Below are 13,600 nucleotides of genomic sequence, written 5' to 3'. Positions count from 1 at the left end.
GTGTGGGCGGTGAGAGGGAGCGACTGGACAGGGGAGCCATGGCCCAGCCGGGGCTGTTACGGGGTTGGGGATCTGGTCGATGGTGGGGCAGGAACCGGTGCCGCCGGTAGCCTGGCCCCGAATCTGAGTCCTGCCGAATCTCTCCCGCCGATTACGTCCGGGCGGTCGCGCTCGGGAGTTGTACCGGAGCGAGGGGCTCTTCGGAACGATCCCGTACCGCTCCGATCTCAGTGATCATGATCTCCGTGTCGTGGTCAGTGCCTTCGACCTTGGGAGCCATGGCGCCCCCGCGCGCCCGACCCCGGCTCTGACGACGGAGCAGTTGCGGGAGATGATGCGCTGCGGATCTTTCGGCAGGTGAGGACCGGATCTTCAGACTGGACCGCATCACTGGTGTGAGAACCAGCTGTCGGAATCGATTCGGCGAAGGAGTCCTGACAGGGCTCGCCACGGCTCCGTACCAGCATGAGGTGACCCTGCGAATCCAGGGGACGGCCGAGCGATCCATGCCCGGCTGCCCGCCGGCATCGCGCTTGTGACGGAACTGCCTGCCCCGGACAGCGCAGTCCCGGTGACGGAGTGCTGGTGTAGGGTAGAAGTGCGTGCGCACCGGCTCGACCGGCTGCCTGCCGTACTCGCCTCCCTGGACCGGCCCTTCGCCATCGAACGCCCGGATGAACTCCGCGGCCTCGTCGAAGCATTCGCCGAACGACTCGCGAACTCCGCCCGGCGAAGACCGCCTCTATGAGAGATCGACAAGCTGGCCCCGACAACTCGCACCGCCGATGCCCGAAGGCACCAGCGGGAAGGCGGTGAGGGCGTTCGAGACGCACGGGATGTTCGGGAACGCAGTGGAGCGCCAGGTGACGACGCGGTCGCTGCAGAAAGCCTTGGCCCCGATCCGCAAACAGATCAGGAAGGCGGCGGGCCAGCTCAGGGGTCTGCAGGGCCGGGGCCGGCCGCTGATAGTCGTGCTGGACAACCCAGGCGCGCGGCCGATGCCCTTCGCCTCACCGCGCATGGTTCTCTCCGCGATGTACGGCGACCTCACCCTGCAAGCCTCCATCGAGCCCGACGGTGCGCTCGGGGAGTTCCACGCGATCGCCGGACGCAACGGGCGCCGTACATCAGCGCGATCGCGGTTGTCCGCCGCGAGGACCACGCGGCCCGGTGGGCCGCCGGGTGGTTCGGCGCGCACCGCGACGAATTCGGCCCCGCCGACGGCGAGGATGCCGACCGGGGAACGAAGGCGATGACGGCCGCGTTTCCTCAAGGCGAGCAAGGAAAACGCCCCGGAAGGCGACGAGATCTACCTTGGAGGACTTCAGGTCTTCGAGACACTCAGCACTGCCGCCGTACCCCTGCCCCGGGAAGTGTTCAACGGCCCGCGACAGCCGGTGGGTCCCGAACGCCGACCGGACTGTTCTCGTCCCTCTCGTTGGCAGCGCCGAGACGTGGGGTCCTCGCTGCCCTGGAGGGTGCTGTTTCCGGTCCGATGGGGAGCGGTCAGCCGGCGACGGGAGTCTCAGGTTGCATCTCGTATGAGTGCTGGATGGCTTGATGCCGGGTCCCCAGGCCATCCGTGACCTTGCGCTCCCAGGGAACCTGCTGGAGGCGCTTGGTCTCTTCGAGCATCGACATGGGCTCCAGATTGCGGAAACTGTCGACCTCTCCGGCAGCGACGGACGTCAACGTCGCATAGACCGCTTCAGGATCGAACTGCGTTCGGGGGAAGGCGAGCTTGGAGTAGTCAAAAAGCCGCTGAGACGGGTCGTCCTCCCAGCTCTCCCAGGTCTGGAACATCCGGTCGTTGAAGCCGGTCAGGAATGGCCCCGGGTTGACCGTGGCGACTTCGATGTTGTGCTCCTGCAACTCGTAGGCCATGGTTTCAGCGATCGCTTCGACCGCGTGCTTGGAAGCGGAGTAGATGCCGGTGAATGGGTTGACGTTCAGGCCCTCTCGGGATGAGACCCAAACGATTCTTCCGGCGCCGCGCTTGATCATCTGCTTGGTGATCCCCTGAGTGAGGAGCAGCGGTCCGGTGACGTTGACCTCGAACTGGTGCCGGATGTTCGGTGCGGGAATGTCAATTACTGAACCACCTTCGCCGACTCCTGCGTTGTTCACGAGGATCTCCACACCCCAGTTGAGAGCTTTGCGACGATCACCCTCGTTGGTGACATCGAGCTTCTCGACCTGCAGGCTCACCCCTCGCTCGGCCGCCTGCCGCTTCAGCATCTGGACCTGGGCGTAGATCTCCACCGCGGCGATCACGGCGAAACCCTTTTCCGCCAAGCGCATGGCGGCTTCATACCCGAAGCCAGTACCCGCTCCTGTGATGAGGACCTTCTTGAGTACCGGTCTCGTCATGTTGATGCGCTTCCCTTCGTGTTGCTGGTTCCAACGGTCATAGAGGCCCTGGCCGCCGAGTGAGCTCGACGTGGAACAGACTGTGGCATGCCAGCATGCTGTCCGTCATATGTGAGCACGCCTTCTCTGAAAGGCCGCACGCTGGGCCGCTGAACTCGAAGATGCTGAGACCACGACCGATTCTCGGCGTCGCGCAGCACCGTGATATTCCAATTCCCGATTGCCATCGAGGTGGGCGTCGCAAAAAAATGGGTGATGCTCCGTGATCGTTGGCCAGTGCCATCGGTCATGGTCTAATGGCGGTCGCTTTCTGTGAAGTCCAGCAGTTAACCTGAATTCTCACGGCGCTCCCTGTCCCAGAGTCAATCCGGGAGCTTCTTTCTGCACCTCTGTTGCGTCCAACTGAGTATTCCGCGGCGGCGTCGCGGAGAGCGCTGTGATGATGGAGTCCGTGTTCCAGGAGGCCCCTACCGTGCTCTGCACCGGGTCTGTGCCGCTCGCCCACCTCTCCCTCGAACTGGGCCGTCTCTACGTGGAAGACTTCGAGGCGGGCCCCGAACGACTCCGCGAGCACTTCGCCGAGGTACGCGCCTGGGCTGACGCGGCGAACGTCTGCGCCGCCCGGCGGGCCGCCGCGTATCAGCACCTGCTTCCTCGTCGACGACTACCTCACCCGCTTGTCCACCCCGGCCGAACTCGTCCCCCTTGTCCTCGACGAGACCCGGCGCGCGAGCCTGACCATCGACTACCTTGTCCGGGAGTCGGCCTGCGCGGCCACTCGCCGCCCGGCCTGCGAGGGCGGTCCTGTACCGCCTCGTCGAGTCACTGCCACCCAGCAGTGACGGCCGCCGCCAGCCCGTCCACCGCACGGGCTGGCTCGCCAACGGCCTGCGCAGCCCGGACCGGCACAGCGCCATGGCCGATCCCGTCGGCTGGCAGCTGCCCGAGGAGACCGCAGCGCCGCGGCCACTCAATTCTTCCTGGACGTTGAACTGTTCAGCGACAACCGGGACGGACGTCGCACCTGGTCCTGTGCCTTCCTCGCCGCTGTCTGGCAACTTGCCGGCCTCGGAGTGCTGCGCCACCTCGGCGGCCCCATGCCTGCCCCGTGCCTGTGGGACGGCGGCGCCCTGCCGTCCGACTGGGAGCGCATGTCCGCCCTGCTCCGGCTCCGGCAGCTTCTCCGCGAACGCGGCGGCCTCCTGCATCACGGCGCATCCCTGGACCACTTCCGCTGTGGCGCGCCTGCGGCATCTGAGCGTGATGTACGGATGCCGTCGGGGTCCGGCCCGCACACCACAGCTGCTCGGCCGGCCAGGCCGGGGCCCGGCCGGTGGGCGCCTTCTCGTTCCATCCACTGCGTGAGGGCTGTCAGGCCGTGTTGGAAGCGCCTGCCGCGGCTTCCGCGGTTCGGGAGGCGGCAGTCTTCGTTGCCACCAGCTTCCGCTTCGTCCATGGGATGCGGTGCGGGTCGGACCGTTGCCGCATCCCATGGACGCCTGGTCAGTCGAAGAGTCCTTCGACGACCTCTTCGGCGGCCTCGCCGCCGATCTCTTCGGCCGTCTCTTCCGCGATCTCCTCGATGATTTCCCCGAAGATGTCGTCCATATGTTGAATCCTCTCTTGTCGGCGTGGCTGACCCCGCGGCACGCGTGAGGTGGCTGCGGGGTCATGGGCATCCGTTCAACGTGCTGTTCCTGGAAGCGAGTTCCCAAAAGATCTTCCTTGTTCGGCGGCAATCGTCAGCTTCAGCTCGCCGTCGGCTTCGACAGGTGCCACACGCCTGTGTACTGACTACCGTCCGTACGCAGATCCACGCCGGCGAGGGCTGCCGGTGGAGAGCCGGGAAGGGGAAAGGCGGCGACCACCTGCGGCCATGTGACGGTGACGTCTTCCGTGTTGGTGAGGTAGGCGACGGGGCCGCCGGACCGGTCCACGGCCCAGAACCGTCCGCGCCGGTCGGTGCTGGCGCCCACCCGGTCTTTCAGCGGGGCCAGTTCGCTGGTGCCCCCGCGGTCGGCGGGACCGCGCCGGGGAAGTAGGTGATCTCCAGTTTGGCGGCTGTCTCGTTCTGGCTGACGAGGTAGTCGTCGGCGAGTTCCGCGTAGCCGGAGGGCACTGTGATCATGTGTTGTGTGGTGCGGTCGTGGACGCCGGCCTTGGCGCCGGGTTTCCCGGTGGGGCCGCAGGACCAGTAGATCCAGCGATCCACCACCTGGATCTCCTTGGGTATGCAAGGGGCGCCCACGGACACCGCGGGGCCGATTTCCTTCCTCGACGGGACAGTGTGGGTACCCAGTGGTTCTTGGGAAACCGGACGACGTCGCCTTCTCCGGTGCTGACCAGCCGCAGGTACTCCCCGGTGCACTGCAAATCCTCCAAGGCGTTTCCGTCCGCCGGGTGCCACCCGAGGTCGCCGACGTTCTGCGGGGGCGTGGCGTTCAGTGTGCCCCTTGCGGTCAGCGACAGGGCGAAGCCGGAAAGGTAGGTGGTGGCGCGGGAGACACCGAGCGGTACGTGCAGTGTGCCGACGAGCAGGTGTCCCTGGTCGACCGCGACACCGCCGACGTCGTACACCGTCTGCCGGGGCAGGGGTACGTGTACGGCGACGGCCGGGGTCGCGTCGGTGCCGAGCGTAATGCGCCGGACCGCCCAGTCGTCGGGGTCCGAGCCGCCCGCGACGCAGACGGCGCCGTCCGCACCTGTGATGAGCTTGTCGGATTTCGGCAGCAGGGTGCGGGCCGCGCCGCCGGCGGCAGGCTGGGCCAGGATCTCGCCGTCGCCACCGGGATAGACCGCCCAGTCGCCCAGCAACGTCAAATTGGGGTTCGGGGCGCGTCCGGGTGGTCGCGGTCGACGAGGTAGCTGTGATCGTCGGCGGAGGAGTACAGAACCGTGGTGGCGCTGAGCGACTCCAGTTGCGTCGTGGAGGCGCCATGGTCGGGAAGTCCAGCAGTGCCTGGATGCCGTACGTGCCCCCGAAGTTGACGGCGGCTCCCCGGTGGGCCACCAGCGCGCTGGTCACGGTTCCCGGCAGGGTGCCCGGGACGCCGGACACCAGCCGGTCGACCTGCCGGCCGCCGGCTGTGGGGTCTCCAGCAGGTGCAGTGTCCATGTGCCGGCTGTTTTCCGCAGCGTCGTCAGGCGGTTCTCGGTGAACACCGTTGTGGCGGTGTCGCCGGCCGGCAGGTCGAACGGTACGGCTGTGCCGGTGTCGTAGTTCCGGATCCGGTAGGTGCGGGTGGTGCCGACCCGCTCCAGGCCGAGGCATCCGTTGACGCCCTACATGTCGTCGAGATGGAGGGGCTTGGGCAGGCCGTTCACGTACGTACCGTCGCGCCGCTCCCATGTGAATTGCGCCGGTGTGCCATTCCCGGTTCCGAAGGACAGAAAGCCGGAATCGTCGGCGCTGATCGGGGCCGCCGACTTCGTCAGCGGCCCCGAGTCTCCCTTGAGGGTGGCCGACGGCATTCCCGCGCTGTACGCGACCGCGGCCCCTGCCTCCGCCGACGGCACCAGCCTCGCCCCGACCGCCAGGACCGTCACGACCGAGGCCGCCCCTGACATGGTCCTTCGCCATCCACGCTGACGTCTTTCGCGCGTCATGGGCCCCGCCCCTGATCCGTTGATCCCTTGAACACGACGTGTGTTCGCTGAACACCGTGGATGGCGTTCAGCGGCTCTGCCGATCTGTCCGAGGCGTGATCCCGGCGGAACGCTGTACGGGGACGGCGTGGCGTCCTGACCGTCCGACGGTCCCGTCGGACCGCACCAACGCACCATGCACCGCATCTCGCTGATGATGGGATTCCGCGGAGAGAGCGATGGGATGAGGCCCGAGGAGTGGCCTTCTACCGGACGGGGGCGATCCGGCTCTGCGGCAAGGGCCGTGGGCAGATGGCCTGGTGGTGTTCTGGGGGCAGCGGCTGGGGGCATGCCGTCCTTGGACGCTGACGGCGAGCCCGTGCTCGACGCTGTCGCTTGGCTGCCCGTTGCACCCTGTCAGCCTTGTCCGTCACCACCAACGAGATCGCCGAGCTGCCTTTGGCTCCGAGCTGTCGTTGACTCTGGTCGGTTTGCCCTTCGCTGCTACGCCGTCCCGGGGTTCTCGTGCTGTCGAAGTCATGCTGTCGGCTGAAGGCGCGCGGAGTTTCCCGCATCCACCTCACATCGTCGGCGCAGACCATTCCGTCCGGCAGCGCCGACGTCCGATCGAGTCCTGGCCGCCCTCTCGGCTGCCGCCGACTCGCGCCGCGGCCACGTCTCTTTGCGCACGTCCTCGTCGACGCCGGGCCACACCGGCATCTGCTTGACCAGCCCGCGCAGGCACGTGCCGGGCGTCCCGCCGCTGCCGGGCAAGACGTGATTGTGGAAGGCGGCGCACGCCGGCCTTCCTGGTCCACACAGGCGAGGCGGTTGCCGCGCCGGCCCCGCGTGCGGCCGGGATCTGACGGCTCGTCTTAGGGGGCCGGGTCAGTACGCGCGGGCGGAGGCGCGAGCACCATGGGCCACTCCTCCTCGGACCTGAGCAGGTCGTCGACCGAGACGTCGGGGCCGGCGGTGAAGACGGCGGTCGGTTCGGCCAGGCGCGCGGACAGCGCGGGGTCGGCCGCGGTCCGGGCGGACAGGACCATCACGGCCTGCGGATCGACGGCCGACCGGTCGGGGAAGCCGGCGGGGTCCACGCTCACCTGCCGCAACGGGACGGGGTAGACGGCGATGGAGACGGTCAGCAGCCCGGCGTCGAGCGACCGTTCGGCCCAGCCGTCGGTGCGGACGAGATAGAACGCCCCGTCGCCTTCGTAGCAGTACGCGCCGAGTCCGGCGACGGCACGCTCTGCGGGCGTGCCGTCGGGATCGACGACGAGGACGGCGAACACCGTGTCCGGCGCGTCGGGATCGAGGCCGGAACGGACGTACAGGCGGGCGGTCATGGGGCAATGCCTCCGGAGCGGATCGGTACGGGCAGGGCTTCGCTACAGCATGCCCTGCGACCGCTCCGACGGCGGGTCCGCCCCGGTGCGGCGTCAGCGCGGGCCGATCGCAGCCCCGGCCACCGACCCGCTGCCTGGCCCACCTCACGTACGCCCGTCGGAACACCCACACGCACTGGCCGATAAAGTGCGTCATCGGGCCCCAGGCGCCGCGCGGTCCCTTGCAGTCCGCCGTCCAGCCCCGACCGCTCTGCAGGCCGCGGCTGGACGGCGGACTACGCATCGCCTCGGTGAGCACGTCGACCATGATGTTTCGCTCGCTGCTACAGCTGCGCAGCAGGCGCATGTCGTCCTCGTGGACGAAGAACTTCCCGCCCCGGCTTCTTGCTCTGCTTCTGAGCGGGCCGGGGAAGCGTGCCCCTTGCGGAGCATGCCGAGCAGGATCGGCTCGGCCTTCCGGCACAGCTCGAATTCGAACATCTCGCACGAAAGCCCCTCGAACCCGCTGCAGGCCAGCGCGTCGATCCGCGCGGCGTCACGCTCGATCCGCGCCCTGCGTTCCCCGCCCAGCACCGCGTCAACGGTCTCGACGATCTTTGCTTGCATGCTCATGACATAAGCCTCCTCGTCATTGTCGGCCCCCGACCTCCAACGACTGTGCAGTCGCGCGCGAGAGGTTGTGGAGCAGACCGCTTGTTGTACGAGACTCGTGTGCAAGGGAAGTTGGCGAACGTGACACACCAGCTCAAAGATCTTTTCGCGAGGCCCAAAAACAATCTGCCGGTCCGCGATTGCTCCAGGACCCGCAGCCGAAAATGCGCACTCGGCAATTGACTGGGCGAGCGCAGGCCCTCACCCTCAAACAAGGAGCCGTGCACCGGCGACCAGCAGGCCGCTCACGCCCAGTCCATGCCCAGCTTCCGTAGTGCGTCCAACTGCCCTGTCGCGCGAGCGGCGGTTGCCGGGGCGGGTGACAGAGTCTCAGCTGGCTGTACACCCGACGGGGCCGGGGCCGCCACCGGCGATCCCGTGCTGCCGCTGCTGACCGAACTCATCAAGCAGTTCATGCCGTCCGCCCTGCGGGCCGAGCAGGACGCGGCCCTCGCGCGCGCCGCCGCTCCGCAGGTGAACGCGGAGTGGGCGGCGTATTGCGCGGCCCGCCGGGAAGCCGCCACCCTCACGGCACAGATCGAGGCCCGACGGTACGCACGGACGAGGACTGCCTCCAGGCGCGCCGGGCCGGGATCTGCAATCCGCAGCTGATCGTGGATGCCTGCGAGGACGACATCGACGACGCGATCGACCTGTACGGCGTCGGTCTGGTCTCGAAGTTCTGGGGTCTGGCCGGGAACCGCAACATCCTCCTGGGGCCCGGTGGGCCGGTCACCCGAGCCCAGAGGCGTCCGCCTGGCACGCGTCACGCTGCGGGCCGCACGAGGAGCGTCGAAGCAGCAGCTGGCCGGCCCGAAGAAGACACAGCGGCGACGGGCCCCGCGGCGCGGGGGCGGCCGGGCTCCGGTCGCCTTCGGGGCTGCGCTGGAGCAGCCGGCGACGGGAACGGGCCTGGGATCTGCCCGCGGCCGCCAGGAGCCTGACCGACCGGTGGGACTCGATCCCGCCCGAGCTGGTCGGCTGGGTAGAGCCTGCCCTCTTCGACCCCGAGTCCGGCTCCTTCGAACTGCGTCCGGTCTCCCCGGCGGCGTACGCCACCCAGATCCGCCTCCACCAGACCGACCTGATCCGCAGGATCAACGCCGCCCTCGGCTCCAGCGCGGTCCGTACCCTCCGCGTTCCGCCCCCGGGACCGGCCACCCCGGCCGCCGCCGACAGCGGCACTCCGGTGCGGCCGGCGGCGCCCGGTGCCCAGGCGCCCGTACGTACCGGGAAACCGTGTCCCCCGGCTGCCTGCGTGCCCTCGAAGCCCACCAGGCAGTCCATACCAAGCGGCAGGTGGACCCCGCCATCGCGGCCGCGGCTGGACGATAAAGGTCAAGTTCAGGAAGCGGGGCCGGGTCCTTGACGGACATGGCCCCGCAAATCTGACGGGGCGTCAGCCCGCCCAGACCTGGGCGTCGTCGGCCGGGACGGTGGTGGCCAGGCCCAGTTCCTTGCGGGCGGCGACCGACTTGTTCGGGTCGATGCCGGTGAACGCCGGGTCGTAGGCGGTGTAGAACGCGTCGGCGTCGGCGGCGTTCGCGGCCTTCTTCCAGTTCCCCGCCGCCTTCGTCAGCGTCGCGCGAAGCTTGCCGACCTCGGTGCCCTCGATGCCGTCCAGGCCCTTGACATGTGCCTCAAGGGCAGCCGCGACGGTCTTGGCCTGCGCCTTGTAGCCGGCCAGGTCGTCCTCAACGGTGTCCTTCTCGGGCTGGGTCGCCCACAGGGCCTCGTAGACCGCGTTCGAACCCTTGAGATACGTGTTCTGCTCGGGCTTGAGGGACTTCGCGGTGTCCAGCGAGCCGCTGAACGTGCCCTTCTCCGCGGTGTAGGTGCAGCTCACCGCGCGGTCGCCCGTCGCCCAGCTCTCCTTGGTCGGGGTGTAGTAGAAGAGGGCGACGCCCTTTGGGAGCGCCCAGGTGTCCGGGGCGTACTTCTGCGCCTCGGCCGGGCAGCGGTTGTCCGCGATCGTCGAGATCCCGTCCTCGCCGGGGTACTCCTTGCCCTTGTCGATCGCGAACTCGGCGACGACCTGGCCCTCGTGTGCCTCGTCGCAGGGCACGATCTCGACGGTGTACGCCGTTCCCTCGGCCTTGCCGGTCGGGTTGTAGCAGTCGCCGGTGTCCAGCGAGAACACCGAGCGCTGGCGAGCCACCTTCTTCGCGCCGTCCTTGGCGCTGTCGACGGCGTCGGAGACGCCCGAGCATCCCACCGCGCCGATCGCGAGCAGGATGGCAACGCCGGATATGCCGCGAAGGGAACGGTACGGGGCACGGATTGTCATAACGTGTATATCCTCTTATCTGATCTTTATGAGGGTCGCGCGCATCGTATGCCGTTCCTGTGGCCCGGTTACGCGAAGGCCCTCACTTCATCGCGGCGTCTCTGACTCGCGACGGGCCGCGAAGGTTGTATCCGGGCTGCTCACAGGGGGAGTCGGCAGGGCCCCGTGACACCGCTGTGAACCCGGGCGCCGTTGAGCGTGGAGGGACATGAGCAAGGGCGGGCGTACCGCTAAGGACAGGCGGCCCTCCGAGCCAAATGCGGCACGCCCACCGTCAGATCGTGACCCCGACCACCTGCTGCGTGACCAACGTGAAGCTCGTACTGGGTCGCATGGAGGGGAAGTCGCCCGTCCAACTGGACAGGCAGTGCCCTTGGTACGGTGCCAGAAGCTGCTCGGACCCCAGGTCCAGGCAGTACCGCCAGTGGGTTTGTGCGGGTGTGTGCTTCAGAGTCTCACCGGGGACGTGTGGCGAAAGGGTGGGCGAGGTGATCTGGTGTGGCGGCGTGTCCTTCCTCAGTGGCGCCCGAGTCGGCCGGATGAGCGCGTTGAGGGCGGCAGTGGGCGTCATGCTGTCCCGCTGCCATCCCTTCGGTGCAGTGGGTTTCAACCGCGGTGCGTCCTCGGGAGCAAGAACCTGGCTCCGGCAATCAATGACCGGGATGAGCCCGAGATCGCAGCCCTCGCCAGTCAGAGCCGGCAAGCTCTGCACGAGACGGAGCGCTGCTCAGCGCGAACACCCCATGAAATGGACGGCCTTCGGTCAGAAGGTCGCCACAGCCACCCAGGATGCCCTTTCGGAGAACATGACGCGGCCAGCGTCCATGACCTTCTGAAACCCGAAGCCCTCATCATGGGCCAGTGACCACATGGATGCGCTGCCACTGGGGCGAGGAAGACGTCTGGTTCTACTTCGAGGCCGACGCCGAAGGCTGGGTGACCCGGCAGGTCGAACTCCAAGGGCCAGAGCTGACACCGATCGCAGCCGCCTCCCTCGACGAATGGCGGCAGGCCCACGAAGCAGGTCGCCTCGACGAATACGACAGCAGGTTCGGGATCACAGCCGAGCTGCCTGTCTCAGAATGGGAAGGCCACACCCCCGAGCAACTGACCTCCGAGGCGTTCGAGGAGGTCTGGGGGCCTGCCCGTCGGCATATCGCATCTCGGACCCGCTGACCTCTCGGCCTGCGGAGGCTTCTTGGCATCATCTCGACATGACCCCGACCCTTCCCCGCACCGTCCGAGCCGTCGACACCGCTCAGCTCCTGGATCTGACCCAGGAGGCCGCCATGCACGGCTTCAGCCAGCGGCTCCCGGTCGAGTGGCTCCAAGATCACCTCGCCGCCGAGGCGACGCACTACCTGCTCCCCACGCTCGTGCAGCGGCTGAGGCACCGTCCCGAGGTGCCGCTGCAGTGGAGGTGCCAGCTGCTGACCGTCAGGACCGGCGAACAGATCTGGGGCCTGCTCGACATCCTTCCCGACACCTTCGACAGGATCCCGGAGACCTTGGACACGGCGTCCAAGAACGACATCGTCAGCCGAATAGAGCATGCCGTGACCGTGCGCGAGTGGGTGGAGCAGACGGCTGCTGATACCGGTCCTGAAGAAATGCCACGGCCCTGAGATATGGGGCACCCGGACCTGGGCTGAGACAGCGAGGCCGCCGCACCCAGGAATACCTGCGGGACAGGCCGGTTTGCAGGGCGCTACAGTCCGACCGAAGAGAGGGAATGATGGCACTGAACAAGAAGGGGTCGCGGCGCATAGCTATTGACGGGACCGAGTACCGCTGGCGGATCCGGAGGAAGCCCTCCTACGCGCAGGGACTCTGCTGGACACCGATGACCTACGCGGTCGAGGCGGCCAACGGCAGCCAGCCGGGGACGACCTTGATCATCATCAGCGGCCAGGCCCATCCCAGTAACTGGGTGGGCGTCGAGGTACAGCCCGTTCTTCCGGCTCACGTTGTTGCCGGCATTCGAGAAGCCCGGGAGCAGGGCTGGGATCCAACTCGGGTTGGTTCTCCTTTTCGGCTCGACCGATCCGCGGGATTCATCGCTCAGCCATGAGACAAATCGGAGAAGCACGGCGGGTTTCCGTCGAGCTGCCGCAGGGACTCCAGGCGTGGTTCGCCGAGCACGAGGAACGCTTGCGGCTTTGCGGGATCACAGGTGACCTCCAGCAGTCGCCCGCGGATGGCCGAACCAAGACCAGAACCTGGATGACGCTCGAAAGGGATGACCACATCGCCGTGCTCATCGTCTGGAGCAGCGGTGAGGCCCAACTTGAGTACGGGGACGTCGCAACTGGCCAGGTCCGACAAGAGCATTGAGCCTCTTCCGGCCTGACGGGTGGTTGGGTCGGCGCCCCGGTGGCGGGCATGAGGAAAACTCCTGGTAGACGGGTTCGCGACCAAGATCACCAGTCCGCCATGAGCTCTCGTGCTTGTCACCCGTCTGCCATCGATCTGTCCAGCCGCACCCTGCAGCGTCTGGCCGGTCTGCTCGCGCTTCATCGGCGCCGGATCGGCTACCGCTGGCGCCTCCTCAGCTGTGGCAGACAGGCCCTGCTCGTCCTCGCGCACCTGCGCGGCGTATCAGGGTGCGAGCGCCGCCATCCGCGTTCCGTTTCGGGTCAGGAACCTGCGCGGCCGGCGTCGGTGTCACAACCGGGATCATGCCAAGATCCGCAGCCTCGGCGAACGCGCCATAGTGCCCCGAAGAACTGGCGGGTCCTGCGGAAGTTCCGTTGCAGCACCACCCGGATCACCACGGTCGTACGAGCCGTCGTCACCCTCGAACTCGCCATCTGATCAGAATGAAGAGCGCTCAAACCGGTGAGGTCAGGTCACCGAGATTCGCCACTTGCCGTGTTCGGACACGGTGACGTATCCGTGCCGCGGAAGGCGCAGGGTGCCCTTCTGGCTGACAGCGGAGGTGAAGCGGATCAGCTGCTTCCCGCCGTTGGCCGGCGTGTAGATGATGGTGCCGGGGGAGTCGATGAAGTCGTAATGCACAACCGGCGCGTATTCGAAGTACGGCTTGGGGCTGAAGTAGCCGAAGGTCTGGGTTCCCTTTCCCTGGGCTGTTTTGGTCGGGAGCTGAGGCAACGCGTCGCTGTCCACGATGCGCACCTTCCAGCGGCCCAGGCCACTGGCGGCATCGCTGCCCACCATGACTCGCCGGATGGCGAGGGCGTCGCAGTCGGCCGGCAGGACGATGTACGACGGCCCGGTCCGGCCGATGGTGACGAGCGTGTCATGGGCCCGCTGATGACAGGGGCCCTTGCGCACGGTCGACAGGCTGAAGCTCGTGGTGAAGCCGGCGCGGAACTCCAAGAGGACCGGCTTTCCGTCC

The 13,600-nt window shown here is 67.6% G+C and carries 14 protein-coding genes; 6 read left to right on the top strand and 8 right to left on the bottom strand.

Going from position 1 to position 13,600, the window contains the following annotated elements:
* Positions 1-602: 602 nt before the first annotated feature.
* On the top strand, positions 603-1,256 hold the full coding sequence (locus tag ACFU9P_RS00255) for a hypothetical protein (protein WP_384076529.1): 654 nt from the start codon (positions 603-605) through the stop codon (positions 1,254-1,256).
* 250 nt (positions 1,257-1,506) lie between these two features.
* Here the strand turns inward: ACFU9P_RS00255 and ACFU9P_RS00250 are convergent, their stop codons facing one another.
* Entirely contained in the window at positions 1,507-2,370 is an 864-nt protein-coding gene (locus ACFU9P_RS00250; protein WP_384076526.1) for an SDR family oxidoreductase, read from the bottom strand.
* A gap of 677 nt (positions 2,371-3,047) precedes the next feature.
* Here ACFU9P_RS00250 and ACFU9P_RS00245 point away from each other — a divergent pair.
* Positions 3,048-3,212, top strand: coding sequence for a hypothetical protein (locus ACFU9P_RS00245; RefSeq protein ID WP_384076524.1), 165 nt, complete (start codon positions 3,048-3,050; stop codon positions 3,210-3,212).
* Positions 3,213-4,118: 906 nt separating this feature from the next.
* On the opposite strand, the gene ACFU9P_RS00240 is transcribed toward ACFU9P_RS00245, so the two are convergent.
* The 4 genes from ACFU9P_RS00240 to ACFU9P_RS00225 all read right to left on the bottom strand — a co-directional run bounded on the left by ACFU9P_RS00240 (position 4,119) and on the right by ACFU9P_RS00225 (position 7,304).
* On the bottom strand, positions 4,119-4,346 hold the full coding sequence (locus ACFU9P_RS00240) for a hypothetical protein (RefSeq protein ID WP_384076521.1): 228 nt from the start codon (positions 4,344-4,346) through the stop codon (positions 4,119-4,121).
* Between the two features lie 8 nt (positions 4,347-4,354).
* Entirely contained in the window at positions 4,355-4,585 is a 231-nt protein-coding gene (locus ACFU9P_RS00235) for a hypothetical protein (protein WP_384076519.1), read from the bottom strand.
* A gap of 1,067 nt (positions 4,586-5,652) precedes the next feature.
* Positions 5,653-5,937, bottom strand: a complete 285-nt coding sequence (locus ACFU9P_RS00230) for a hypothetical protein (protein WP_384076516.1) — start codon at positions 5,935-5,937, stop codon at positions 5,653-5,655.
* 893 nt (positions 5,938-6,830) lie between these two features.
* Positions 6,831-7,304: a hypothetical protein gene (locus ACFU9P_RS00225; protein WP_384076514.1), complete on the bottom strand. Its 474-nt coding sequence runs from the start codon at positions 7,302-7,304 to the stop codon at positions 6,831-6,833.
* Between the two features lie 1,029 nt (positions 7,305-8,333).
* Between ACFU9P_RS00225 and ACFU9P_RS00220 the strand changes: the two genes are divergently transcribed.
* A complete protein-coding gene (locus tag ACFU9P_RS00220) occupies positions 8,334-8,567 on the top strand; it encodes a hypothetical protein (RefSeq protein ID WP_384076511.1) in 234 nt (77 codons plus the stop codon).
* Positions 8,568-9,354: 787 nt separating this feature from the next.
* Here ACFU9P_RS00220 and ACFU9P_RS00215 read toward each other — a convergent pair.
* Entirely contained in the window at positions 9,355-10,242 is an 888-nt protein-coding gene (locus ACFU9P_RS00215; RefSeq protein WP_384076508.1) for a septum formation family protein, read from the bottom strand.
* Positions 10,243-11,103: 861 nt separating this feature from the next.
* Between ACFU9P_RS00215 and ACFU9P_RS00210 the strand changes: the two genes are divergently transcribed.
* The 3 genes from ACFU9P_RS00210 to ACFU9P_RS00200 all read left to right on the top strand — a co-directional run bounded on the left by ACFU9P_RS00210 (position 11,104) and on the right by ACFU9P_RS00200 (position 12,313).
* A complete protein-coding gene (locus ACFU9P_RS00210; protein ID WP_384076505.1) occupies positions 11,104-11,418 on the top strand; it encodes a hypothetical protein in 315 nt (104 codons plus the stop codon).
* Between the two features lie 38 nt (positions 11,419-11,456).
* Positions 11,457-11,867: a hypothetical protein gene (locus ACFU9P_RS00205; RefSeq protein ID WP_384076503.1), complete on the top strand. Its 411-nt coding sequence runs from the start codon at positions 11,457-11,459 to the stop codon at positions 11,865-11,867.
* A gap of 107 nt (positions 11,868-11,974) precedes the next feature.
* Positions 11,975-12,313, top strand: a complete 339-nt coding sequence (locus tag ACFU9P_RS00200) for a hypothetical protein (protein WP_384076501.1) — start codon at positions 11,975-11,977, stop codon at positions 12,311-12,313.
* On the opposite strand, the gene ACFU9P_RS00195 is transcribed toward ACFU9P_RS00200, so the two are convergent.
* Both ACFU9P_RS00195 and ACFU9P_RS00190 read right to left on the bottom strand, forming a co-directional pair.
* Positions 12,304-12,828, bottom strand: coding sequence for a hypothetical protein (locus tag ACFU9P_RS00195; protein WP_384076497.1), 525 nt, complete (start codon positions 12,826-12,828; stop codon positions 12,304-12,306). The genes ACFU9P_RS00200 and ACFU9P_RS00195 overlap by 10 nt on opposite strands.
* A 258-nt stretch (positions 12,829-13,086) precedes the next feature.
* A complete protein-coding gene (locus ACFU9P_RS00190; RefSeq protein WP_384076494.1) occupies positions 13,087-13,581 on the bottom strand; it encodes a hypothetical protein in 495 nt (164 codons plus the stop codon).
* Between the last annotated feature and the right edge of the window lie 19 nt (positions 13,582-13,600).

The organism is Streptomyces sp. NPDC057617, from assembly GCF_042800555.1.
Lineage (GTDB): Bacteria > Actinomycetota > Actinomycetes > Streptomycetales > Streptomycetaceae > Streptomyces.
Note: the sequence above shows the minus strand (reverse complement) of the source record. Positions and strands in the feature narration are given on the sequence as shown.